The 24070-nt window shown below is 67.0% G+C and carries 20 protein-coding genes and 7 pseudogenes; 12 read left to right on the forward strand and 15 right to left on the reverse strand.

The features are described from left to right. Positions 1–5 precede the first annotated feature (5 nt). On the reverse strand, positions 6–1052 hold the full coding sequence (locus ACFZDI_RS11330) for an extracellular solute-binding protein (protein WP_391249614.1): 1047 nt from the start codon (positions 1050–1052) through the stop codon (positions 6–8). A 266-nt stretch (positions 1053–1318) separates the two neighbouring features. Here ACFZDI_RS11330 and ACFZDI_RS11335 point away from each other — a divergent pair, with 266 nt between their 5' ends. Then, complete coding sequence (locus tag ACFZDI_RS11335; protein ID WP_391249616.1) at positions 1319–3916, forward strand: AMP-binding protein; 2598 nt, start codon at positions 1319–1321, stop codon at positions 3914–3916. A 136-nt stretch (positions 3917–4052) separates the two neighbouring features. Here the strand turns inward: ACFZDI_RS11335 and ACFZDI_RS11340 are convergent. The 3 genes and pseudogenes from ACFZDI_RS11340 to ACFZDI_RS11350 all read right to left on the reverse strand — a co-directional run. Then, a pseudogene (locus ACFZDI_RS11340) lies at positions 4053–4157 on the reverse strand (IS5/IS1182 family transposase); the annotation flags it as partial. Positions 4158–4326: 169 nt separating this feature from the next. After that, positions 4327–4611, reverse strand: coding sequence for a hypothetical protein (locus ACFZDI_RS11345; RefSeq protein ID WP_391249618.1), 285 nt, complete (start codon positions 4609–4611; stop codon positions 4327–4329). Between the two features lie 38 nt (positions 4612–4649). Further along, the gene (locus ACFZDI_RS11350) at positions 4650–5108 is read right to left on the reverse strand and encodes an ATP-binding protein (RefSeq protein ID WP_391249620.1); all 459 of its coding nucleotides are present in this window, start codon (positions 5106–5108) and stop codon (positions 4650–4652) included. Between the two features lie 177 nt (positions 5109–5285). Here ACFZDI_RS11350 and ACFZDI_RS11355 point away from each other — a divergent pair, with 177 nt between their 5' ends. Continuing rightward, a complete protein-coding gene (locus tag ACFZDI_RS11355; protein ID WP_391249622.1) occupies positions 5286–5651 on the forward strand; it encodes an anti-sigma factor antagonist in 366 nt (121 codons plus the stop codon). Between the two features lie 2 nt (positions 5652–5653). Here the strand turns inward: ACFZDI_RS11355 and ACFZDI_RS11360 are convergent, their stop codons facing one another. After that, the gene (locus tag ACFZDI_RS11360; RefSeq protein ID WP_391249624.1) at positions 5654–5995 is read right to left on the reverse strand and encodes an ANTAR domain-containing protein; all 342 of its coding nucleotides are present in this window, start codon (positions 5993–5995) and stop codon (positions 5654–5656) included. Between the two features lie 228 nt (positions 5996–6223). Here ACFZDI_RS11360 and ACFZDI_RS11365 point away from each other — a divergent pair, with 228 nt between their 5' ends. From ACFZDI_RS11365 to ACFZDI_RS11390, 6 genes and pseudogenes are all read left to right on the forward strand, one after another. Beyond that, entirely contained in the window at positions 6224–7684 is a 1461-nt protein-coding gene (locus tag ACFZDI_RS11365) for a SpoIIE family protein phosphatase (protein WP_391249626.1), read from the forward strand. A 5-nt stretch (positions 7685–7689) separates the two neighbouring features. Next, on the forward strand, positions 7690–8058 hold the full coding sequence (locus tag ACFZDI_RS11370; protein ID WP_391249628.1) for an anti-sigma factor antagonist: 369 nt from the start codon (positions 7690–7692) through the stop codon (positions 8056–8058). Between the two features lie 97 nt (positions 8059–8155). Beyond that, a complete protein-coding gene (locus tag ACFZDI_RS11375; protein ID WP_391249630.1) occupies positions 8156–8323 on the forward strand; it encodes an STAS domain-containing protein in 168 nt (55 codons plus the stop codon). After that, positions 8286–8594 (forward strand): hypothetical protein, encoded by a 309-nt coding sequence (locus tag ACFZDI_RS11380; RefSeq protein WP_372486522.1) that lies wholly within the window; start codon positions 8286–8288, stop codon positions 8592–8594. Before ACFZDI_RS11375 ends, ACFZDI_RS11380 begins: the two co-directional genes overlap by 38 nt. Then, positions 8591–9864, forward strand: a pseudogene (locus tag ACFZDI_RS11385) (IS256 family transposase). The gene ACFZDI_RS11380 and the pseudogene ACFZDI_RS11385 overlap by 4 nt, the downstream one beginning before the upstream one ends. Positions 9865–10031: 167 nt before the next feature. Continuing rightward, positions 10032–10565 (forward strand): hypothetical protein, encoded by a 534-nt coding sequence (locus tag ACFZDI_RS11390; RefSeq protein WP_234845182.1) that lies wholly within the window; start codon positions 10032–10034, stop codon positions 10563–10565. A gap of 267 nt (positions 10566–10832) precedes the next feature. Here the strand turns inward: ACFZDI_RS11390 and ACFZDI_RS11395 are convergent, their stop codons facing one another. From ACFZDI_RS11395 to ACFZDI_RS11410, 4 genes and pseudogenes are all read right to left on the reverse strand, one after another. Beyond that, entirely contained in the window at positions 10833–11288 is a 456-nt protein-coding gene (locus ACFZDI_RS11395) for a hypothetical protein (RefSeq protein WP_391249633.1), read from the reverse strand. Between the two features lie 82 nt (positions 11289–11370). Then, positions 11371–12465: a NucA/NucB deoxyribonuclease domain-containing protein gene (locus ACFZDI_RS11400; protein WP_391249635.1), complete on the reverse strand. Its 1095-nt coding sequence runs from the start codon at positions 12463–12465 to the stop codon at positions 11371–11373. Between the two features lie 350 nt (positions 12466–12815). After that, positions 12816–13885: pseudogene (locus ACFZDI_RS11405) on the reverse strand (transcriptional regulator); the annotation flags it as partial. 134 nt (positions 13886–14019) lie between these two features. Beyond that, a complete protein-coding gene (locus tag ACFZDI_RS11410; RefSeq protein WP_268838627.1) occupies positions 14020–14142 on the reverse strand; it encodes a hypothetical protein in 123 nt (40 codons plus the stop codon). Between ACFZDI_RS11410 and ACFZDI_RS11415 the strand changes: the two genes are divergently transcribed. Continuing rightward, positions 14141–14416: a hypothetical protein gene (locus tag ACFZDI_RS11415; RefSeq protein ID WP_391249637.1), complete on the forward strand. Its 276-nt coding sequence runs from the start codon at positions 14141–14143 to the stop codon at positions 14414–14416. The genes ACFZDI_RS11410 and ACFZDI_RS11415 overlap by 2 nt on opposite strands. A gap of 641 nt (positions 14417–15057) precedes the next feature. Next, positions 15058–15240, forward strand: a pseudogene (locus ACFZDI_RS11420) (aldo/keto reductase); the annotation flags it as partial. Here ACFZDI_RS11420 and ACFZDI_RS11425 read toward each other — a convergent pair. Continuing rightward, a pseudogene (locus tag ACFZDI_RS11425) lies at positions 15237–16085 on the reverse strand (hypothetical protein); the annotation flags it as partial. The pseudogenes ACFZDI_RS11420 and ACFZDI_RS11425 overlap by 4 nt on opposite strands. A 97-nt stretch (positions 16086–16182) precedes the next feature. On the opposite strand from ACFZDI_RS11425, the pseudogene ACFZDI_RS11430 reads away from it, so the two are divergent. Next, positions 16183–16387: pseudogene (locus tag ACFZDI_RS11430) on the forward strand (flavoprotein); the annotation flags it as partial. Positions 16388–16818: 431 nt separating this feature from the next. Here the strand turns inward: ACFZDI_RS11430 and ACFZDI_RS11435 are convergent. The 5 genes and pseudogenes from ACFZDI_RS11435 to ACFZDI_RS11455 all read right to left on the reverse strand — a co-directional run bounded on the left by ACFZDI_RS11435 (position 16819) and on the right by ACFZDI_RS11455 (position 23533). After that, positions 16819–17349, reverse strand: a complete 531-nt coding sequence (locus tag ACFZDI_RS11435) for a DUF4916 domain-containing protein (protein WP_391249639.1) — start codon at positions 17347–17349, stop codon at positions 16819–16821. Positions 17350–17370: 21 nt separating this feature from the next. Beyond that, positions 17371–21150 (reverse strand): trypsin-like peptidase domain-containing protein, encoded by a 3780-nt coding sequence (locus ACFZDI_RS11440; protein ID WP_391249641.1) that lies wholly within the window; start codon positions 21148–21150, stop codon positions 17371–17373. Positions 21151–21156: 6 nt separating this feature from the next. Then, entirely contained in the window at positions 21157–21486 is a 330-nt protein-coding gene (locus ACFZDI_RS11445; RefSeq protein WP_391249643.1) for a CU044_2847 family protein, read from the reverse strand. A gap of 623 nt (positions 21487–22109) precedes the next feature. Further along, positions 22110–23033 (reverse strand): alcohol dehydrogenase catalytic domain-containing protein, encoded by a 924-nt coding sequence (locus ACFZDI_RS11450; protein ID WP_391249645.1) that lies wholly within the window; start codon positions 23031–23033, stop codon positions 22110–22112. 105 nt (positions 23034–23138) lie between these two features. After that, positions 23139–23533, reverse strand: a pseudogene (locus ACFZDI_RS11455) (MerR family transcriptional regulator). A gap of 304 nt (positions 23534–23837) precedes the next feature. Between ACFZDI_RS11455 and ACFZDI_RS11460 the strand changes: the two are divergent. After that, entirely contained in the window at positions 23838–23975 is a 138-nt protein-coding gene (locus ACFZDI_RS11460; protein ID WP_391249647.1) for a hypothetical protein, read from the forward strand. Positions 23976–24070 lie beyond the last annotated feature (95 nt).

Raw genomic sequence — 24070 nt, forward strand, 5'->3', positions numbered from 1 at the left:
GCCGACTAGACCAGTCCGACGTCCTGGAGCATGGCCAGCGTCTCTTGGAGGGATTCCAGTTTGCCGAGGTCGATGTCGGGGGACTCCAGGGACTCGAACGGCGGCAGGCCCTCGACCTTGCTGGTGACGCCCGCGGCCAGCGGGTACTCCTTCGTCTTGTCCGCGAAGTACGTCTGCCCCTCCTTCGACAGCAGGTAGTCCACCGCCTTCTGCGCTGTCGCGCCCTGCCCGCTGTCCTTGAGAATGCCGGCGCCGGCGACATTGATCAGCGCGCCGGGGTCCTTGCCGGGCAGGAACTTGAGCTTGGCGTTGACCTTGTTCTCCCCCTTCTCCGCGACCCGCTCGTACCAGTAGTAGTGGTTGACCAGCCCGAGGGAGACCTCGCCGGCCTCGACGGCGTCCAGGGTGGCGAGGTTGTGGGCGTAGGTCTTGGCACCGTTCGCCTTAAGGTCCTCGAGCCACTTGCGCGTGACGTCGTCGCCCTTCAGGACCCGCATGCCGGTGACGAACGCCTGGAAGGAGGCGTTGGTGGGCGCGAAGCCGACCTTGTCCTTCCACTCCGGCTTCACCACGTCGAAGACACTGTCAGGAACCTCGCCCTCAGCGGCCTTGTCCGGGTTGTACGCGAGGACGCGGACGCGCCCGGAGAGGCCGACCCAGTCGCCGTCGGAGCCGCGGTAGGCGTCGTCGACCTCGTCGAGGGTCGCTTGCGGGAGCTTCTGCAGCATGCCTTCCCTGGACAGGGCACCCAGGGCGCCGGCGTCCTGGGAGAAGAAGAGCCCGGCCTTGGTGCGGTCGCCCTCTTCCAGTATCTGGGCGGCGAGTTCCGCGCTGTCGCCGTACCGCACCTCGACCTTGGTGCCGACCGCCTTCTCCAGCTTGTCCAAAAGTGGCTTGACGAGCTTCTCGTTGCGGCCGGAGTAGATGACGAGGGAGGAGTCGCCGCTGCGGCTCTCGCCGTCCTTGTCCTCGGAGCCGCAGGCGGCGAGGGCAGAAAGTAGAAGACCGGCTGTGACCAGGGCGGTGATCCGACGAGCCGTGGGGCGTCGCATGGTGTGTGTGCCTTCCTACGGGGCTCGCCTGCACGCCGCCGGTCCTGTCGGTGGAGAGCGATGGGCGAAGCGATCCTGTGACCTTGCTGTGGCTTGTTTACGACCATGCTATGAATAAGGTAAACCTTGCCTAATAGTCAAGGGTTGCTAAAGCGGACGTTGCCGCGGAAAGGGCACGCCCCGTGATCCACTCCTCTCTGCCCCTCCCCGCTCCGCTTCCTGCCACCCGTCCGACAGACGCCTCAGGGGCCTTCGTCCACCCGGCCGTGCCCGCCCCACCGCTCCCCCGTCCGAAGGGAGTGCCGTTCGCCCGCGAACTCGATGCATACGGTGACCGCACCGCTCTCATCACGACACAGGGGCAGCTGTCGTATCGCGACCTGGCCGACCGGGTGGCCGTCACCGCCGAGCGCCTGGGGCCTGTACGGCGGCTGGTACTGCTGGCCGGCGCCAACCGGGCCGACGCACTCGTCACGCACCTGGCCGCCCTGTCCGCCGGCCACCCCGTCCTCCTTGTCCCAGGCGACAGCGAGAGCACGATCCGCTCGCTGACCGAGGCGTACGCCCCCGACGTCGTGGCCCGCCCACACGCCGACGGGACCTGGAGCCTCGACGAGCGGCACCCCACGAGCGCCCACACTCTGCACCCGGACCTGGCCCTGCTGCTGAGCACCTCCGGCTCGACCGGATCGCCCAAACTGGTACGGCTCTCCCACCACAATCTCCAGGCCAACGCTGAGTCCATAGCCACCTATCTCGGCATCGACGACACCGACCGGGCCGCCACCACCCTGCCCATGCACTACTGCTACGGCCTGTCCGTCATCCACAGCCACCTGCTGCGCGGCGCCGCACTCGTTCTCACCGAACGGTCGGTGTCTGACGCCGCCTTCTGGGAGGAGTTCCGCACCGGCCGCAGCACCTCGCTGGCAGGCGTGCCGTACACCTTCGACCTGCTCGACCGGGTCGGGTTCGAGCAGATGGAACTGCCCCACCTGCGCCGCGTCACCCAGGCCGGGGGCCGGCTCGCGCCCGAACGCGTCGCCCGGTACGCCGAGTCGGGTCGCCGCTCCGGCTGGCAGCTGTTCGTGATGTACGGGCAGACCGAGGCCACGGCCCGGATGGCCTATCTCCCGCCGCACCTCGCCGCCGAGCGCCCCGAGGCCATCGGCCTGCCGATACCCGGTGGCTCCTTCCGGCTGCAGCCGGTCGACGGCCATGGTCCGGACGTCGGCGAACTCGTCTACTCCGGCCCGAACGTGATGCTCGGTTACGCCGAGAGCCCTGCCGACCTCGCCCTCGGCCGGACCGTCGAGGACCTGCACACCGGGGACCTCGCACGGCGTGTGTCCGACGGGCTGTACGAGATCGTGGGCCGCCGCAGCCGCTTCGTGAAGATCTTCGGCCTGCGGATCGATCCGCAGCGCGTCGAGACGATGCTGGAGGAACATGGCGTCGCCGCGTACTGCGCGGGGGACGGGGAGGCGCTGGCCGTGGCCGCGCTCGGGGATGCGGGCGGGGAGGCCCGCGTCCGGCGGTTGATCGCGCAGGAGTGCGGGCTGCCGGCCCGCACCCTACGGGTCCGTGCCGTGGCCGAACTGCCCCGCCTGGCCTCGGGCAAGCCCGACTACGAAGCCGTACGGCGCCTGGCGCGCCCCGCCGAGGAGACGGCACCGGCACCCGGTCCCGCCGAGTGTCTCGTCCGCCTCTACGCGGAGATCCTCGACCGCGCCGACGTCACAGAGGACAGCAGCTTCGTCAGCCTGGGCGGCGACTCGCTGTCCTACGTCGAGATGTCCCTGCGCCTGGAAGAGGCGCTGGGCCAGCTGCCCGCCGACTGGCACACGAGACCCATCCGCGATCTGCGGACCCTGACCGCGCCCGTGCCGCAGACGCCAAACACGCGAGGCGGATCCGTGCCGCGGCCGGGTCGCGGGCTCCGCAGGGCGCTGCACACCTGGACCAGCCCCGACTCCTGGCGGATCCGCCGCACCCTGGAGACCGGCGTCGTCCTGCGCGCCGTCGGGATCGTCCTCATCGTCGGCTCACACGTCCGAGTCTTCGACATCAAGGGCTTCGCCCACATCCTCCTCGGCGTGGCGGGCTACAACTTCGCCCGTTTTCTCCTGACCGACGCCCCACACCGCGAGCGCGTACGACGCCTGTGGCGCAGCATCGCCCGCATCGCCGTGCCGAGCATGGCGTGGATCACCGGCGCGGTGCTCCTGACCGACTTCTACGACCCCGCCAACGCCCTGCTGCTCAACACCCTCCTCGACCAGGGCAACGACCGCTTCGACTGGGCCTACTGGTTCGTGGAGGCCCTCGTCTACTTCTTGATCGCCCTGGCCCTTCTCATGGCCGTACCGCTCGTGGACCGGCTGGAGCGGCGCTACACGTTCGGTGTGCCCCTGGCGCTCATGGCCATCGGCCTGGTCGGCCGCTACGACCTGCTCGACCTGGCGTCCGCTCGTCCCCAGCTGAGCCCCTCGGTTGTTTTCTGGCTGTTCGCCCTGGGGTGGGCGGCCGCACGTGCGGACACCGTCCGGCAACGGGCCCTGCTGACGGCGGTCTTGCTGCTCACGGTGCCCGGCCTGTTCCAGGACCAGCCCCTGCGCACGACCCTCGTCATCGCTGGGCTGGGGCTGCTGATCTGGGTGCCGACCCTGCCCAGTCTCGGCCCGCTCAGCGCGCTGGCGGGCGTCCTGGCGAGCAGCTCGCTGTACATCTACCTGACGCACTACCAGCTCTACCCCCACCTCCAGGAGGACTTCCCGCTCACCGCCCTGTTCGCCTCGCTGGCACTCGGAGTCGGCTACGCGGCGGTCGTGACCCGGGTTGCGCGAGCCGTCCGGTGGCTGTGACGACGGTTCGCCGCCCGGGTGCGACCGCCGGCCTGCGAGTAAGGCCGCCTGCAATCCTGCGCACGATCAGGCGCCGCACTGTGCAGTCCGGACTGGGCGGCTGGTCAGGGGCAGCTCTAAGGTTCTGTCTCTTTGGTCAGCGCCAGGTCCAGATGAGGATGCCCGCGACGTGGAGTGCGGCCTGGTAGGCGATCGCGAGCTTGTCAGTTCGTGTGGCCAGGCCGCGGCTGGCCTGCCGCCGCCCTGGCAGCCAAAGCCTGCTCATACGCCAGGACCCGCTCCATGGCGGCCGGCAGTGGCGCGGCTAGCCGGGCGCAGCTGCCCGCAGCTCGATTGGGCGCCGGGTGCTCCCATTGCGCGCAAATGGTCGGTTACGTTCTTCTGTGGCCAGCCGCCAGCGGTGATCGGGGTCAGGCGGCGGGTTCTGGGTGGCGGGCTGCCTTCTTCACATCCGCATCAACGTGGCGGATCTCTCTGCCCTGCTCAAAGGCGTATGCGCTGATCGCCTCTTGGACTTCGCGGACATCGTCGACCCAGGCCTTCCAAGCGGTGTGCCAGGCCGTGCGCTGACTCTCGGCCCACTCGTCTACGGGGCTTCGGCCGTAGTCGTCGAAGAGTTGCTGCACGCGACCGTGCGCCTCGTCAGCCGTGCGCTGCAGTGTCACGAGGTCTTCGAAGACGGGGGCCACTTTCACGCTGGTACCTCAGTGCTGCCGGGTGGAATTGCCGGCTCTCATCTGCGGGCGGTGGTGTCGGACAGCGGGATGCGGGCGGTGATGCGTTTGCCGACCGGCTCCTGCTCGATGAGCAGCGCCTCGGTGGCGGCCTTGACGATCTCCAGGCCGTGCTGGCCGATCCGGCCGGGGTCGGCGGGCCGGGCCGCGGGGACTGTGGGCTCGCTGTCCCACACCACAACCTCCACAATCCTGGGGGTGATGCGCAGCTCCATCAGCACCGGCCCGGGCGCGTATTTGCGGGCGTTGGTGACCAGTTCGCTGACGACGAGCTGGGTGAGGTCTCGGGCACGGTCGGGCACGACCAGGTGGTGCTCGCCGTGGGCCTGGCCGAGAAAGGCGATGGCGTGGTGGCGGGCGTCGGCGATGCACCTGTCGTCGCCGCCCAGGGCGTAGCCGGCCCGCATCACGTAGCTGTCCGGCGCCGTATCAGCCTCACCGTCGGGATCCACTCCCATCTGCTCTGCCCCGTCCCTACTTCTTAGACCTGCCGGTACCCCGGCTGTCCCCGTGCATGCCGCACCGATCGCATGCGAATGCGCATGCAGATGCGTCCGGCCGTGTCAGTCGGGCACAATCACCCCCGCGTGTCCCGCCCCCGAAGGGGGCAACACTAGATCGCAAACGAGGAGAACGTGCCCCACACCGAGCAAGCCGACCGGCCGGATCGTCTCACCGCCGAAGACCGCGTTGTCGAGGGGGTCCGTGTCGTGACCCTGCGGGGCGAGATCGACCACGACGTCCAGGACAAGCTCAGCAAGGCCCTGCTGGGTGAGGAGGGGCCGGTGCCGGCGCGGATCGTCGCTGATCTCAGTGGGGTGACCTTCATGGACTCCAGCGGCCTCAACGTCTTCGTCGCCGCTTACCAGCAGGCGAGGGACGCAGACGGGTGGGTGCGCATCGCCGGTGCTCAGGAATCCGTCCTGCGCGTGCTGCACATGACCGGCGTCGATGAACTCATCACCTGCCACCCCAGCGCGGAGCAGGCCCTGACGGCTTGAGCCTATCCGGCCTGGCCCGAGTCGTGGTCTCGGCGCGAACGCCGCTGCACGGCCGCATCCAGCTCCCTGCCCACAGGATCCGTCAGTGGTTCCCCCAACGCCCAGCCGATCACCGTCTCCGCGACGGAGTGCAGCTTGATGTTGGTCTGCTGGGAAACCTCGCGCAGCACCTCGAACCCGGCGGCCGGCGCGATCCGGTGGACCGCGATGAGCACGCCGATGGCCTGGTCGACCGTCGCGTGAGAGGTGACCGCGTGGCGCAGCTGGTCGTTCTCCTGCTGCAACTGGGTGGGCGAGGCCTCGCCCCTTCTCTCGGGCAGCTGCGGCGTGCGGGAGGTCGTCATCACCAACTCCGTCGGGGACAGGGTTCTCCCCAGACGCCTGCCCTCGACCCGTGACGCCAAGACATGTGATCTTCACCAGCCGACAACTCCGGCAGCACTGCCCGTCGACATCGGTGGTGTTCCTGTGAGGTGCCACCCGGATGGCTTTCGCACACTCGTTGCACTTAGGCTTCCGCTGGTCCGCGTCGCGCCCGGTGGCTGCGGGAGGTCAGGGAAGGTGGAAAGCCGATGCCCGAGCAGGCTTCGGCATCCGAGGACGGCGTTCCTGGCAAGCGCCTGCATCTGGTGCCCGACGAGGTCGTCGAGGCCGGCCGGATGGAGGCGGTGCGCCGCTACGACATCCTCGACACCCCGCCCGACGGCGCGTTCGACCGGGTGGCTGCGCTGGCAGCCCGCCTGTTCGACGTCCCCGTGGCGACAGTGACGATCGTGGACGAGGACCGGATCTGGTTCAAAGCCGCGCACGGCCTGAACGGGGTCAGCGAGATCGGCCGCAACCCGGGCCTGTGCGGCTCCGCGGTCCTGCGCGACGATGCGCTGGTCATTCCCGACACCCTGCTCGACGACGTCGCCTGCGGCAACCCGCTGGTCACCGGTCCGCTGGGGGTTCGGTTCTACGCCGCCGCTCCGATCACCACGACGGACGGGCACAAGCTGGGTACCGTCAACGTCCTGGACACCCAGCCCCGCTCCATCACCTCCGAACAGACTGCCACCCTGACCGATCTGGCGGCGATCGTGATGGACGAGATGGAGCTGCGTCTGTCCGCGCTGCGCACGGTGCGCCAGGAGCAGCGGGTCGCCGAGGCTGAGCGGGCGGCCCGGGAGCAGGCGGAGAGGGACAAGGCGGCGATCGCCTCCTTCGCCTCCACCTTGCAGCGCACTCTGTTGCCGCCGGCGCTGCCGACGGTGCCCGGCCTGGAGCTGGCCTGTCATTACCACACCGCGTCCGTGCACGATGTGGGCGGCGACTTCTACGACGTCTTCCCCCTGCCCTCCGGGAAGTGGGGACTGTTCCTGGGGGACGTGTGCGGCAAGGGCGCCGAGGCGGCCACTATCACCTCCCTGGCCCGCTACACCCTGCGGGCCTCCGCCCAACACACCGACGATCCCGTCGCGGTACTTGAGGCCCTGAACAGCGCCTTGCTGGCCGATGTGTGGGCGGGCAGCCGGTTCTGCACAGCTTTCTTCGCCACCTTCACCCCTGATGCGGCCGGGGGCTTCACCGTGGAGCTGGCCACCGGTGGGCACCCCCCGGCCTACCACCTCAGCCCCGCCCCGCCCGCAGCCGGGCCAGCCACGCACACGCGGGCGGAAGCGGTCCGCCCCAAGGGCGGCATGCTCATCGGGGCCTTCCCCGACGCCCGCTTTGCCTCCACCACCCTCCACCTCGCCCCCGGTCAGGCCCTGCTCCTGTACACCGACGGCCTGACCGAGGCACACACCAGCACCGACGCCATGCTCGGAGACGAGGGCCTGACGGCCTTCCTCACCGCTCGCCCCGCCTCGTGTGGGGCGGCGCAGTTGATCCAGGACACCGTCGGTCTACTGGACGCCCTGCCCGAGGGCGCGAGTGACGACGTCGCCCTGCTGGCTCTGTCGGTTCCCGCTCCCGACCAGGCCGCCGCCGCGACGGGGGCCAGATCCACCGCCCACACCACCGCCGCGCCCGCCGGCGAGGAGCACTGACCGCGATGACCGACGACATCGAGCTGACCCTGACCGCCACCCCCGGTCCCGCAGCAGTCGCCACCGTCACCGGCGAGATCGACCTGCATACCGCGCCCGGCTTGCGTACCCGCGCGCTGGAGCTGATCGACCAGGGCCACCACCACTTGATCCTGGACCTGTCGGGTGTGGGCTTCTGTGACTCCGCCGGCCTCAGCGCACTGATCGGCATCTGGCACGGCGCCCAGGGAGCGGGCGGCTCCCTGGCCCTGGCCGCCGTCCCCGACCGGCTGATGCGCATGCTCACCCTCACCGGAGTGGACAGCCTCCTGCCCCATCACCCGAGCACCGCCGACGCGCTCAGCGCCCACCAGGGCGCCCCCGACGTCGCCTGAACAGCTTCCAGTTTGGGATCCGGATGCGTTCGTGATGCAGTCCCTGTAAGCGGCCCTGGACGTCTCCGACACCGACCGGCCCCACGTCCTGATCGACATGCGGCAGGTCGCCTTCATGGACTCCAGCGGCATCAACATCCTCATCGCCGTCCACCAGGCCGTCACCGCGGCGGGCGGCTGGCTCCGCCTGGCCGACCCCGCCGGATCAGTGATGCGCACCTCCCCCGATGGTGCGGCGCAGCTACAACTACGAGCGCGGCCCTGACGACCAAGGGCTGATCTTTTCCTGTTTTCAAGGCGTTTTAGAGAAGGGATTCGAAGCGGTACAGCGCCGGCTCCAGGGCGAGGCCATGGCCAAGTACACCCTCACCACAGGAGGCGGCTACTTCTTCGTCCCGCCAGCGGGCGAGGCCTGGCTCAGCGCGCTCACTGAGAGCCGACACGACCAGCGGTTGCGGCCCTCGCTGAACGTGGACCTCACCCGGGGTCCTCATCACTGGGACTGTAAGACGTTCGGTGTAAAGATGCATCGATGACCAGTGAGAACGTGTCCGAGTCCGAGACGGTCGAGCCTACGAAGGCTGCGTCGGCGAAGGCCGTGGACGACCAGTTGATCGACGAGCTGGTTGGCCGCGCCCAGGCCGAGGGCCTGCAGCTGACCGGCGAGGGCGGGCTGTTGCAGCAACTGACCAAGCGGCTGCTGGAGTCCGCCCTGGAAGGCGAGATCACCGACCACCTCGGATATGACAAGCATGATGCGGCCGGGAAGAACGGCGGCAACTCCCGCAACGGCAAACGCTCCAAGACCGTCCTGACCGACGTCGGTCCGGTGGAGATAACCGTGCCTCGCGACCGCGACGGCTCCTTCGAAACCGAAGATCGTCAAGAAGCGGCAGAAGCGCCTCACCGGCGTCGACGAGATGGTCATCTCGCTGGCCGCGAAGGGCCTGACCACCGGCGAGGTCCACGCTCACCTGGCCGAGGTCTACGGCGCCGACGTCTCCCGCCAGACCATATCCACCATCACCGACAAGGTCCTCGAGGGCATGGCCGAATGGCAGAGCCGACCCCTCGACGCCGTCTATCCGGTCGTCTTCATCGACGCCATCCACGTGAAGATCCGTGACGGCGCGGTGGCCAATCGACCCATCTATGTGGCTCTGGCCGTCACCACCGAGAGCCGACGGGAGATCCTGGGGCTGTGGGCCGGCGACGGCGGCGAGTGCGCCAAGCACGAGATCAAGAACCGCGGCGTGAACGACCTGCTCATGCTGGTCTGCGACGGGCTCAAGGGCCTGCCCGAGGCGGTGGAGACCGTCTGGCCGAAGACGATCGTGCAGACCTGCGTGGTGCATCTGCTGCGGAACTCCTTCCGCTATGCCGCCCGCCAGGACCGGGACAAGACCGCCAAGCTCCTCAAGCCCGTCTACCCCGCCCCGACCGAGGAGGCCGCACTGGACCGGTTCGCCGAGTTCGCCGATGCCTGGGGCCGGAAGTATCCGGCCATGGAAACTCTGGGAGAACACGTGGGAGGAGTTCACTCCGTTCCTGCCGTTCGACGCCGAGATCCGCCGCATCGTCTGCACGACGAATGCGATCGAGTCGGTGAACGCGCGGATCCGTCGGGCGGTGAAAGCCCGCGGGCACTTCCCCAACGAGCGAGCCGCGTTGAAGCGCGTCTATATGGCGATCATGTCCCTCGACCCCACCGGCAAAGGCCAGGCCCGCTGGACCATGCGCTGGAAGACCGCGCTGAACGCCTACGACATCACCTTCGACGGCCGCCTGTCGGCGGCTCGCCAGTAACCCCAACTATCCAGTACACGCCTCGTTTGACAGTCCCTACGCCGGTGTTGCAGGAAGAGCAGAAACCGCGAAAGGGCGGCCCGCAACCACGTGGCCTGATGCGGTCCGATCGTCGAGGCGGCTACTTGTAGGGCAGGATGACCACGGCGATCACGAAGGGGCGGGGCGTGCGGCTGACCATCGATACCGAGACCGACAGCTATGAGCAGGCGATCGCCGCGGTGCAGGCTGCCTACAGACTCCGTCCCGACGTTCCGGCCTGCTGGAAGGACGCGCCAGCGACCGAGCCACGCCCTGGCCCGGAGGACCTGGGCGAGGACGACCTTGGGGACGGCTGGACGGACCGCCTTCTGTTCCAGCTGATCGGGTCCCTGATGCCCGGAGCCCGGGCAGTGGTGCGTCACATCGTGGAGATGGGCGGCACGGCGTCGTATGGCCAGGTCCAGCAGTACTTCGCCAATCACCCTACGGACCCGATACCACGGACCAAGATCGGTGGGTCCCTTACGAGCGTCAAGGCGGTGCAGCGCCGCGTTGGCCCGGCCGGCGCGGATCATGTGCTGCAGCGGGATGAGCAAGCGCGGCTCTACCGCATCGATCGTGCCTTGGTGGAGGGGCTTATCCGGGCCTTCGACCTTGCTGACTGCCGCCCGGATCTGATGCGCCGTGGTCCAGACAGCCAGGAACGCGACCCCCTCTGAGCGGAGGTCCTACGGCGCCTCGCAGTCGTACAGACACGGTGCCAATCTCCCGTGGGCAGCCGCGCGGTCATTTGACTGCGCAGTCGGCTCATGCTGAAAACGATTTAGAAAGCGTCGCTCTTGGCGATCGAGTACTCCTCGGTGAACGTACCGGCGCGGCCGGGGGCGAGGCGTCCTTCCATCTCCTTGGAGCCGATCGTTACATAGGCCGGACGGCACGGGGCCGTCCGGCCTGCTGCGAGCGCACGGCGGAGCGCGCCGAAGCCACTACAGATTACTCGGCCAGAACTGGAGGACATGCTCCTCTGGCGCGCGCGCTGCGATGAGTAGGCGTCCCGTCCAGTGGTAGGGCGGTTCGATGCCGGGCCTGTGGAATAGTCCCTCTGGCGCTGGGTCCTGGAACATGTCGTCTGGGTCTGTTCCTGTTGTGAAACTGGCCCGGGTGTCGGTCGCGGTGCAGGTGAAGGTCTCGGTGTGCCTCCACTCGCCGGCCGGTGGTTCGGGCTCCTGGTCGTAGACGAGGAAGCTGATTTTGACCGGCTCCCACTCGCTTGATCCGGCGGTGATGGTGAGGCAGCTGTTGCTTTCCGTGGCGGTGATGCGGATGTCGGAAGTCATGGAGGGCAGTGCGATGCCCTCGGGTTCTCCCATGTCCACGACGTAGAAGGCGTGGCTCAGTGTGGCCATCCCGGTGTATTCGTGCACCGGCCGGGTCTCTGCCATGGGCGTTGCTTTCCTCTGTCATGGGGGCAGGCCCCTTGCGCCGCAGGGCGTGAGGGGCCTGCCAGTGCCGGGTTGTGCCGTGCTATTGGCCGGCCTGCACGTAGAACTTGTCGCCGGGCAGGAGGTGGTAACGGCCGAAGAAGGTTCGCAGTATGCCGCCCTGCTGACGATTCTCCTTCAGCGGCACCCACTTGATGGATCGGTTGGGCGGGTTGTAAGTGTTGCCGCCCTGCGTGGTCTCTGCAAACGGGTACTCGTCGCAGGAGGGCTTGGTGCCGTCGTCGTTGGGGTCGACGGTCCACCATATGTCGCCCGGCTTGGGCCTGACGCTGGGGCCGCAGACTTCCTTGCGGTTCTCGTCGGCCTTGGCCTTGGTGGCCCGGGTGAGGGGGACGGTGGAGCCGGGGCGGCCGATGTGGAGTCCGGCGCGCTGGACCTTTCGGATGTTGTCACCGATCCCGGGCATGTTCGCCATGTCGGACAGCTTGGTCCAGTCCTTCTCGACGGAGATGCGGGTCGGATATACACAGCCGGCGCCGTACTGGCGGTCCTCGTCGTCGCAGCGGTAGGTGGAGCCGACGTAGGCGGCTTCACCACTGGTGTAGCCCGGCTTCTTGAAGTCGAACTCGTAGCGGGTGTGGCTCGAGCGCGGGTGGCCCCTGCTGACGGTGAAGGTGTAGCTGGCCGATCCGGTGTGGGCGGAGCCGTTCAGGGTGAACGGCGAGGCGAGGCTGCCGCCCGCGCGAACCTGGCAGCCGGAGCCACAGGAGGGGTGAAAGGTGGTGATGATGCCGTTGGCGTTGCCGGTGATGGTCGCCTTGCTGACAGTGATCTTCTCGGACCACTTGACACTCTTGAGGTTCAGGTGGATCTCGTGCCACACAGTGAACTTGGCTGTTCCGACAGTCCGGCCGTTCTTCTTGACGTCGACTTGCAAGGGCGCGCTGTAGCAGTCCATAGTGCGGTTGACCGCAGTGGTCATGGGGTTGGGCTGCTTGCAGTACCCGGCAGGCTCGCCCGCCTGCGGCGCTGCCGCCGCGCTCTTGAAGTTGTTGGCGCTGAAGTCAGACGTCACACGGCTGGCAGTAACGGTGATCTCGTTGCTTCCGCTGGCCCCGCTCGAAGGAGCGGAAGCAGCGATCGTGCCGGCGGCAGCGATGGTCAGAGTCGCGGCCACGGCGGTCAGCTTTCTGCTGTGCAATGTCAAGTTGTACCCCCGGAGTTGGTCGTCAGCAGCAGGGGGCACACATACAACTCACGTCTCTTCCAGCCACGTTGCAGTCATGCAAGCACAGGAAGCGCATACATAGCACCGCAATTTGATCATTTTTGGCCATGGGTAAGGCAGGGTCCGACATGCCGACCCGCACGGTCTCCTGACGCTGCCCCTGGGCAGGCAACGCCGCCTGCTGAACAGCCCTCCCTGCCGTCGGCCAGCCTCCGTGCCCCGGCGGAAGCCCCCCAGCGGGGCATGCACTGGGGCCCGTTGTTCTCCGTCTTCACCGTCTGGACCCCATGGAGCCGGCGCCGGGCCTCAGCCAGGCGACTGGAGCGTACGGCTTTGTCCCGAGGAGCCGCGCTCTTCACCGAGGTCTCCAGCGAACCCGCAGCGCGCTCCACCTGCCCGGACCGCAGCAGGACCTTGCCCTCGGTCGACTTCAGCTGGGCCTCGCCGAACCAGTTGAGCCAGTCCGGGTTTTCCTCCGTCGTGTGGCGCTCCCAGTGCGACACGACACGGTTGAGCGCTGTCCCGGCGTTGCGGTGGTCGCCGTCGCGGGACAGCGGCTCGGCCTTGTACAGGTAGAGGAAGGACTGGGAGTACGACGAAAGCGTTCGAGGCACGTTGTCGATGGCCGTGGAGGTGAGTTCGACGCGCTCGGTGGTCCGTCCGGCCTCGGAGACGTGAACGCCCATCTCCGCGAGGATGAAGGCGCCGAACGCGTCGTCGCCAGCGGTACGGGCGCTGCGCAGAGCGCCGACGTAGTAGCGCTGGCCGGCGGACGGCAGCCCAGCGTCGTAGGCCATCCAGCAGGTCAGGTGCGACACCCGGGCCGCCAGAGCGTAGAGGCGGAGTCGGATGCTCTCCGTGTACCTGCAGGTACTCAGGGCGAGATCGCCGCGCGCCTGCTCCAGGAGCGTGGCGCCGCCGAGTTGGTCGTCGAGGGTGCGGAGCATGCTGATGCGCTGCTCGATCGTCGAGACCATCGTGTCCGTGACCTGATCCCCGCCCAGGGCCGAGGCGAAGGCGGACGGTGCGTCCACCCAGCTCGCCAAGAGGCCCGTCAGGCCACTCCCCACGAGTTCGGACAACGCCTCAACGGCACCGGCCTCAGTCCACGGGGCAGTGAGCCACCGGGCCAACCTTCCCTCCGCGCCTGCTCGTACGGGACGCTCAGTAGGTCGGCGAGGACGCGCTGGGCGTCCGCGTCCGGCTCCTGGCCCTGCTCCCACTTCCACACGTAGTCCGGTTGGTCGCGAGCGGGATTCCGAGTAACCGCCCGTGCGCCTGCATGAGACGGGGCGAACTCGGCCTTCCCCCACCCACGCGTCTGGCGGAGGAGGCTCAGCGGGTGGACCGCCAACGGCTCACCAGGCATGTCATCACTCCGGTCATCCCCTCACGGCGTAGTGGGGAGGCTACTTCGCGTCGCCGCGTACGGGGAGGGGGGCGTCCCCAGGAGGAACCCCCTAGAAACGCTCCGCCGTGCTGACAGGGGCTGTTGACTGAATATCAGCCGTCCACGGAGCCCGCGCAGGGTGTCAGCTCCTGGAACGGTTCTCCGATCGGCGGCTCCGCCCCTGTTTTCCCGTCGGGAACGGAGTCGCTCTCCAACTCCTCGGAGGCGTCCGTCATGCCCACGCTTGCCCATCGGTTCGTCCTCGCGGATGAGGAAAGGGAAGTTTCCTTCGCCCGGCGCAAGGTCGTCGAGAAGGTGTGTGCGTGGGGTGCGCCGTTGACCGACGACTCGGCTGACTCGATCCGTCTTGTGGCCTCCATCAGCAGCGCCGTGGTCCATGGGGAGGGGCCCGTTACCGTCACGCTGTACCACCGGCCCGGCCGCCTGGTGATCGACGTTCTCGATGCCAACCCCCGTGCTTCTACAGGGGAGTTGTGCTCGAGTCGGTGATGAGGGCGGCGCGACCTGGCGCTGGTCGAGCTTCTCGCTTCGCGGTGCGGCTGGGAACCGGTCGGCCAGGGGAAGGGCGTATGGGCGGAGATCAGGCTTCACAAGGCGGCCCCCGCCATCCGAGCAGCCGTTCTGCGCAGGCTTTTCGCGCTACGGCCGAAGCACGGCGTGGTCGCCGAGCCTGAGTCGCTCACTTTGGCGGTCGTGTGATGGGACGACACTCGAGACGAGCGAACCGGCTTCCTGATCCCGCCGTGGTCTTCCGGCCCACCCGCCGAGACATCGACCCCGTCATCAGGAAGCCCATTGACTACGCGCCATGGGATCGCCACGAATGGCAGGCACGCGGCGAGTGCTGGCTGTGGTGCGGACGTGACGACGTCGAGGTGATGTGGATCAGGCCCGTCCGGTCGAGCGGTATGCACGCGGCCCTCTACGCCTATCGTGCGTGTCTGTACGAACCTGACCAGCGCGTTCTGGAGACTAATACGCGCGACGACGTCGACGGTCTGAAGAACCACCGCTGACCTGCCCCGTCCCTGGCGTCGGACTGCCGCTCATCGAGCTGCCAATGGACTGCCGCCCCACCGCAACCCACGTCTCCCACGGCCGTGGGGCGGCCATAGACCTCCCGTCAACGCTCGTGGGTGCAGGCGGCGTTCATAGCTGCCTATCACCTGCCGAGGGTCGGCAGTGTGGCTGTGGGCACTGATGAGCCCGCCCATCTGGGCGAACTCGTCGGCGCCCTGGTCGGCGAGGTCGACGAACGAACGGCCCAGGAGTACCGGAGTCTCCTGCGAGTCCGGTCACGCGACCAGGTCTGAAGCTCCTTGGTGACCTCTTCGGCCATGCGCCGGGCGGGTTCCAACCGAGGGTCTTCCGGGTGCGCGTACGGCCCGAGGATCTTCGAGCAGGCGAATAGCGTCATCAGCTTGCCGTCCCGGCTCTCGAAGTCTGACCGGCGCTCGTGCCATACGCGATCGGCCAGAGCCGGGACGGCAAAGGAACTCGCCCACAGCGAGGCCGAGTCCAGCCCCAGCGGCGCATGGCCCCAGTCCTCCCAGTCGAAGAGACTGAACGCCGGGGGCGGTCATGTTGGCCCAGTTGAGGTCTGCGTGGGCCGGCACCCACTGCTCGATGGTCGTATCGAGATCGCCGGAGAGAACACCGCAGATGGACTCGGTGACAAGGGCCTGGGTGATGGTGTCGGTGTCCGGTGTGGCGACCCGGTTCGTGCTCTGGGCCGCCAGCGCATCCAACGACGCGTTCAGTGTCCCCCACCTGTCATCTGGCAGCTCTGGGGCTTCACTCAGGATGGCGTTTCCGATGGGAGCCCCTGGGAGGAGCTCGGTTTCATCGGCCCGCCACATCACCCGCCCGTCCGTGGCCCGCCAGACGACACATCCGTGCCATTCGGGCTGGGCAATGCCCTTCAGACAGGCGGCACCTTCAGTCCCGTTCCACCCTGGTCGGAGATCTTGTCGAGCAGGCGCCGCTCGATCCGTACCCAGGTGTCGCGGTCTGTTCTGGCCCCCACGGATCGGCGCTTGCGCACCATCGTGTCCGGGAGGAGCCCCACTTGGAGAGACCGCTGGACGCGGTCAAGAACCTCGTCAACCGGCTGTACGCGTGGGTCGACAGCCTGACCCGTGGAGACCGAAAGCGTCATGGACGCGACCGTAGCAGTGGTGCGATGAAAGGTGCCCGTTTACCTAGGTGCGGGCGGTAACCGCCAGCCCTCCAGAAACCCGACTAGGGCCTCCACCGCCGTCCTGCCGTTTCTGAACTCTGCTCAGGCCGCCCATCCCGCGTACGGCCTGAGCTGGGAGCGGCTGTGCGAGATGGGCGCCCTGACCGGTGCGCCCGAGCCCCACTGCCCGAAGGCAGGGGGCGGGGCGGACCGGTCCTGTTGGGAAGAGGTACTGGAAACTGCTCAAGCCCAGATTGTCCGTGCGGCTGGCTACGGGGTGAGCCGGTTCGGCCCTCGGAAGAGGAAGCTGGCTTGGCAGATGGAGTCCAGACCGAGCATCACCATCAGCACCCGCCCTAGCCGGGCGTGGCGTGCACCCAGCAGCGCGCGGTGTGGAAGACCACCCACGCCGAAAGCCCGGCGTCGTGAAGTGGGCGGATTCCTTGTGCCAGGTCAGATCCAGCAGGCAGGCGAAGACGAGAGCGCCGTCGACGTCCATCTCTGCCGACAGCGGCCCGCGGGGCGCCTCCGCTTCGGCGAGCGCGCGGTAGACCGAGGCCACAGAGGGATGCTGGCCTGCCTTCTTGCCGGTCTGAAGCGCTCCGAGCCGTCTCTGCCCACGCCTGAGCCCGGAGGATGACTCGCACGGTGTGGGCCCGGCGAGGCGGCCTTGCGGCCTTCTCGGGCCGCCCTACTGGGCGCGCGGCCACGACTAACCGAAAGTTACACCCCCGTGCAGTTGCCGCCAGTGGGTGAGGGCCTCGTAGGCCACCTTGCCTTGTCCAAATCCGAAGGTACTGGGCGCCGGTGGCGAGCCGAGCTCAAAGGTGTGGAACGAGAGTGCCTCTCCTGCTGCGCGGGGCTCCCCATTTATGATCCCTGCGTAGGTGATCGACACGGCGTTCTTCCGTGGATCGTGCAGTTCACCTGGTCGGGGTTGACGGTAGTACTGGTACACGCCGACCAAAGCCAGACTCGCCATGTCGACGCTCACGGCAGAACCCAGCGTTGCGCTAACATGTCGATCCACCGCCTCGACTAGGGACTCATCGAGCAACACCCCGCCACCAACGAGGTTCAGGCCCCGGCCTCCGTTGTACGTGTTCCGCTTGATGAGTCCGAACCTGTGTGTGCCTGCGATCACGGGGAGCAGGTCGACGCACAGAATTGGCACTCGCGCGCAGATGAAGTGGTAGTCCTCCTCCGGGATCCAACGGTCTCCGGCGTTGGTGTGCTCCTGCACGATCCCTCCAAGGCTTCGGCTTCAGCCCGCCAGTTCCTTCAACCACCTATCTCGTCTTGCGTACCGCATAGTGCGAATCAGTTCCCCAACTTCTCCGAGCAATTCCGAGAGTCGGTCCTTGTAGGCCTCTCGCTCGGGACCGGTCATCACTCTCATAAACTCACGGTAGGAGGCGGCCCGCTCGAGCAGGATGTCGGCGCGCAGCAGGTCCATCTGTCCCCGTTCCGCTTCCGAAGACGCCCTGTCTAGATCCTCTTGCGCTCGAATGTAGTCGTAGTCCTCAATCTGATGGCGGAGTCGGTGGAAGCGCGCTCGTTCCAAGAGACCGCGCACGCTGTAGTCGGCGTAGCCTGCGGTCCGGAACATCGCTACGGCGTCGTCCAAGATTTCTTGTGCCCCGTGGACGAAGTCGGTGCTCCGGACTCCTCGCTCCATCAGGCTCAGCCGGGCCGCACCTAGTACGAGCAATCGGATGGCCTTGGAGAGGAGGGAGCTGTCCTGGCCATTGGTGCCCCACTCCTGGTCGCGCTCCGCCTGAGCCAGGACCTGATCTGCGTGGCCGGTCTCGATCAGGAAGTACCCGTAGCGGAAGAGGCTCTGCGAGTACAGGAACGGCGGACGCGGCCGATCCTCGCGATCAATCTTTCTGGCCTCCTCAAAGAGTCTCTCAGCCTCCGGATTCTGCCCGAGCATGAAGTGCACCTCGGCGAGTGAGGAACGGGCATGCATTCTGAAGTACGGGTCTTCCCCGCAGTCGGCGTACTCGACTGCGGATTGGCCGCTGGTGAGTGCCGAGTCCGACTCACCAGCTGCGGGGTTGGCGAGTCTGCCCGCGATCACGAGAAGCTCACAGTACTGGGCCGCGGCGTAGGACGCGTCCTCCATCTCTTCCTCGGCTGCGGACGGGCCGATCTCCCGGACGACCGATCCGAAGCATTGGCGAGCGTCGCTTAGCCGCCCGAGCTGCCGCAACCGGACGCCGGCGTTTGTCATGACGAGGGCTCGTGCGCGGTTCGATAGGGGGAGTTCTCGGAGTTCGGTCCAGCGGCGCTTGAAGAAGTTGGACAGGGCGCCCAGGTCGGATCCGGTCATGCCGAGCCTTCGGGTCGAGAAGTTCATTCGGCGGTCGCGCCAGACCCGCTTCAGAAGCACTTGCTCGAATACCTCTTCATGCAGGCCCGCCGCACAGCCGTGGTTGACCGCGGAGTAGAGGTGCGTCATGCCGTGGGATTCGGATGGCAGGCCTGGCGCCCGCGACCGGTAGTACTCGAATAGTCTCCGGTTGCCCTCCTTCCATGTGCCGGGCTCCTGCTGCAGGAGGTCGCGAAAGTACTCCCGCACTAGCGGGTGGGCGTCGAGGGCACCCGGCCAGTCCGGGATCTCCCGGTTCAGCAGACCCATACCTCGCAGCGCACCGACGCGCCGGTTCCACTCGTCGCTCCCCACGCTGCCGAGTCCGGCCAGTGCGGCGTCGATAGCTGGCTCCGCCAAGAGCGCCCCCATCGCCTCCGGGAAGGCTGGGCGGTCGAAGAGACCGATCACGCGAAGCACTGCTAGCTCGGTGTCCCGCTTGTGTTGCTGCAGCCATTGGACATAGGAGGCCATGATTCGACGGGCGTGTGCTCCCTCCCTGCCCTCGCCGGTCAGTTTTGCCAAGTCTGCCCGGCCGTTGATGTCTCCATGATGGACGTCACGCAGATAGTTGCCCAGAAGGGTCACCGCTAGGGCGTGGCAGCCGACGTCTCGAACGACCGGCTGAAGGTCTCTGAAATCCCGATCTCCGCCGATCAGAGATCGAAGGAGCTGACAGGCGGCATGTTCGTCCAGGTTCTCCAGCTCTCGTTCGATGACAGTGCCGGCGTCTGGGTCCTCGGACGGTCTGAGATCCACGATGGGTACACGGGTCGTGATGACGCAGAGGCCCTGCCAGTCCGGCTTCGCCAGTTCTTCGAGCAGGGCGCGGATGGAGTCGTCCGTCAGCTGACCGCCGACGTCTGGGGCGGTGAGTGGGTACTGCAACGGCTCCAGACCGTCCAGTATCAGCAGAAAGACGTTCTGCTTAATGAGGGCGGCAAGTTCCAGGCCCTTCTGCCACGGGTTCAGGGACTTCTTCGAAGTGCCGCCCAGCCAGTCGGTCGCGAAGTCGACGAACGGGTCAGCGGAAACCAGGTTGTCCCTAGTGCCCTGGCTGTAGAAGGACCACGCCAGCACTGTCTGGGCGTCGAGGAAGTTAGCTGCCTGCATCTCGCCAAGCCAAGTGTTGATCAGCGAGGACTTCCCGGTGCCCCCGGAGGCGACGATGGTGAAGATCCGGGTCTGCTGCGAATCCCAGGCAGATCTGAGTTCGGCTAGCTCCTTGGTGCGGCCGAAGAGATTCCGGGTGGTCATGGGCAGCCCCCGGTTGTAGTAGCTCCCGATGAGGCGGGACGGGGCAGGCGGGTCGATGTCTGGGTAGCTGTGGACTCGTTTGGCGGGGCGCCCCTTGATGTCGACGGGGGTGATCTCCAGCAGCCAGTTAAGGGCTTCATGCGCCTGCCGCGCCTGTTTCTCGGTGCCTGCGATCACCATCAAGGGGAACCGGTCATGCTCGGCCGCCCGTCCCCTGACTATGTCCACAGCTTTCCGCACGTCGCGCCAGGTATCCAGGGCCCGATGGTCATCGGCCTGTTGATCACTGAGATCCACACCGATCACGCCGATGGGGAACCGGGGCATATCAGGGCGGGTTATCGCCCTGGCGGCCAGACTCAAATCGTGGTGGGAGTCGTAGATCCGGTAGCGGTGCCATCCAGCTCGGGCGAGACATGCAAGCAGTCCCTTGCTCTGATCCCGATCCTGCTCTCCTACGATCCACAGCACGCGAATGCTGCCGCCGAACTCGTTCCAGGGTGCTGCCACCAGCCACCGGTCCAGTACCATACCGAGGTCCGAGAAATCCTTCTGAAGATTCGGGAGTCCATTCTTTCGGAGAAGATAAACGTCGACGGGCATCCGGTCGATGAAACGGTACACCGGCTGCACATCATCCGTGGCGGCGCGGCCGATTTCCACATCTGCATCGGTCCAGATGGAAATTCCGGCCGACTCGGCGTCGGCTTCCCATTCCGCGAGGCTAGGACTAGGTTTGTCTACGCAGACTACGCCATCCCAACTATGGGGATTTGCTCTCATCGCCTCGCCATTGCATTTGAGGACTTTCCTGCCCAGCTTCTTTTCTCTGAGGAGAGAAGTAACTGGTGTGACATAGCCGCCAAGGCTTGTAGAGGACCCTCGAGTTGCAACCATCATGCCGACGACGGCATCACGGCCGGGCGAAACCAACGGCGCGCCAGAAAGACCGGGATCTGCGCTTCCTTCCTTGAAGGTGAGGAATGCATCGCCTTCCACTCCCTCGAACCGGAAAGTGGCGGGCGAGCCGGGTGGTTCTAGACCGCTCTCGCGCTCCGGGAAGCCGAATCCGTGGCAGATCTCCTCCGGCATTGGCCTTCCTTTGCGGTCCAACACAACACAGGGGTGCTCGAACCGCTCCTGGAGCTTCAGCAGCGCGATGTCCGGATAACGCACCTCCTGGCCGTCTACCGACCCACCCCATGAGGTCTTGACCTTCACCGGCATCGGGGTGTTGTTGAGCGGTGGGCTTGGGATGATCGCAATTTCCTGAACGCCCCTCACCACATGAGCGCAAGTCATGACCCAGCCAGGGGCCACGAAGAAGCCTGTGCCGAGTGTCCCCGTCCCATCGACGCTGCAAATTCGCACGACAAACCTTCGCAGGGCGACTGTATCGACTGATCTCAGCATCTTATTTCAGGCCGCGTCGGCCTTCTTCCAGTTGAGGGTGACCTTCAAATTTGCAGACCCGTCCGCATCGACGATGAGTCCGGTCAGCAGGCCGCCTTTGGCGGTTATCGCAAGCCCAAACTCCACACTCGCCGAGTCGGGCTTGACATTGTCCCAGACATCGGCCATTTCCCGCGCCACCGCCTCGACCGTATCGCGAACCCCCTTCAACGACATCGCTTTGCCGATGCCGACAACTTTGAGCCCTCCGGTCTCCACGACTTCCACATAGAATGTGGCGTCGCCGGACTTAACCAGTTGAACGCGCCGGGTCGTTGGCGCCTGCGGGATCGGCACACCAGTCTCCCTGCATATTTTGCATCGCCCGCACGGCTCCGGGAAAACAGCCGCTCTGGTCCCCACGCCGTGGCTCTGCCCGGAACGGGCCTCCATCACCACGATGCCTCTACCTCCAGTTGATTACTCCCTAACCTGCCTGTCAAGGTCCTCCAGAAGATCGAACGGCAGCCGCGGAATTGGATACACGCAGGTTTCAATCAAAGGCTGCCGAGGACCGTGCGTAACCGATGGGCAGGGAATCCAGCTGTGGCGCAATCTCGACCGACGCCTCTACATTCCGCACTCCTGGACCAGGGCCTAGGCCGGTGCCGGACGGCAGGCATCCTCGAGGATGTGGGGTTCGCGACCAGACGCGTTGGCTACCGAGGTGATCGCCAACGCCCTGGACGCCAGCGTCCAGGCTGCGTGAGTCACCGGCGACGAGGTCTACAGTGGTGATCCGCACGTGAGCACCGAGGACGGTGCCGCCGAGGACAAGCTCGAGGTGTGGATCGCTGTCGGCGTACGCCTGAGCGTGCTCAACCGCGTACAGGTGAACGTGCTCAGTTGATGATGCGCTGACCAGGGGTTCTCGTTAGTCCGCAATGGACGGTCGACAGCGTCAGTCGGCCGGGCACTTCTCATGCCACCTTGATGACGACCTTGCCCGAGGTGTGGCCGTTCTCGACGGTGGTGAGGGCGGCCGGGGCGTCGGAGAGCGAATGGACCGCGGTGATGAGGGGTGCGAGGAGTCCGTCGAGGGCCAGCCGGGCCGAGCGCTCCAGGTTCTCGCGGTCGACGCGGCGCTCGACGAAACGCCCACCGAGATCGGACACGGACATATCCCCCACAGCGATGACGTTGCGGGGATCCTGGGCCAGCGGAGCGACCATCCGCAGCGAGGTGCCTCCGGCCAGGTCGACGATCCCGTCGAAGCCGTCCGGAACCAGCTCGCGTGCCGCGGCGGCGACGTCCTGGGCGGTGTAGTCGATGAACCGCACCCCGAGGGCCTCGGCGTGCTCGCGTTTGGCGGTACTCCCGGTGCCGATCACACGCAGCTCGCGCCCGACAGCCAGCCGGGCGACGGCGAGGCCGACCCCGCCCCCGACTCCGTTGACCAGAACCGTGGCACCGGCCGGGAGGCTGAGCTGGTCGAGCACGTCCACCGCGGTCGTCCCGGCTACTGGCAGCGTTGCCGCCACGGTCGCGGACAAACCCTCCGGGATGCGCGCGGTGTTCGGCGCGGACAGCACCGTCGTCTCGGCGTAGGTGCCGCCACCGGTGAGTGCGAAGCCGAAGACCGCGTCACCCACCTCGAGCCCGTTGACGTCCTCGCCCCGGGCGAGGACGGTTCCGGCTGCCTCCATGCCCAGCACGCGGGGAAACGGACGCCCGCCGTCGAGCCCGTCGACCAGACCCGAGCGCAGCATGTGGTCGAGGGGATTCACGCCGGCGACGTCGACCTGGATCAGCACCTCGCGGCGACCGGGGACGGGGTCGGGACGATCGAAGAACTCCTGCACCTCGGGCCCGCCATACCTGCCGAAACCCCACGCCTGCCCCATCTTCCGCCGCCTCCCGGGTGACCACCCGGTGGTTCCGGGCGTTGTCACCATCCTCACCTCTGACATCGATGTGAGGGGCAACCGGCTGAGATGCAGATCACAGCATCAGGCCGAATGCGCCACCGGTTCCTGGGCCGTGGACAGCTCCGCCCGGTGCCGACTGTTGGCCCTGATCAGCACGTCGAGTGCATCCCGCATCTCGATCAGGTGCGCGATGTCGGCGTCGATCCGGTCGCGCTCGCGCATCATCGCCGTGAACGTCTCCTCGGCGACGCCCAGGTCACCCGGGACATCCACACACGGCAGCACAGTCGCGATCACCTGCTGGACATACCCGCGTCGAACAGCTGCCGGATGAGTGACACGCGCTGGACCGCGGCATCGGAATAGTGACGCTGCCCCGCCTCGGAGCGTGAGCTGGTCAGCAAACCTTGCTCTTCGTAGTACCGCAGTGAGCGCGGACTCACGCCCGTGCGCTTGGACAACTCGCCTATCCGCATCCCCAGAAGCCTACGCCCGCCTGCTCCAGGGTTCAGACCGCCATAGAGTCGTCGACGCCCGCGGACACCCACCCCCACGGCCGCAGGGTCGCCCTCCCCGTCCCACGACTGAGCACATTCGCCTGTACACCCCTGAGCACGCCGCACCCGATCCGGCGCGCCACCTCTATGTCGACCTCGGCCGCCCACACCAGCTCGCCACGCACCTGATCCCCATCTCCGAGCGGCACGGCGTCAACGCCGAGCACGACCCGGTGTACGGGCACGCCCGGGCCTGGGTCCGACCCGCGCCAAGAGCTGGCCGATGGCAGAGGAACTCTTCGCCACCGCCCCCGCCCCCGCCCCCGTCCCCGCCCGGGTGATCGACAAGCAAGGGCAAGAACTTCGAGCAGCACTGGAAGCCCTCATCTCGGACTCCGCTGCCCAACTCCCCCTCGCCTGAACCGCCCCTCACCGCCACCTCCTAACGGACCACCCATGCGCGCACCCATGCCCTCAGCCTCGGCTCCTCCTTCGCTTCTCCGCCGTGCTCTACCT

Origin of the sequence: Streptomyces sp. NPDC007907 (assembly GCF_042959365.1) — a bacterium.
Taxonomy (GTDB): domain Bacteria; phylum Actinomycetota; class Actinomycetes; order Streptomycetales; family Streptomycetaceae; genus Streptomyces; species Streptomyces indiaensis.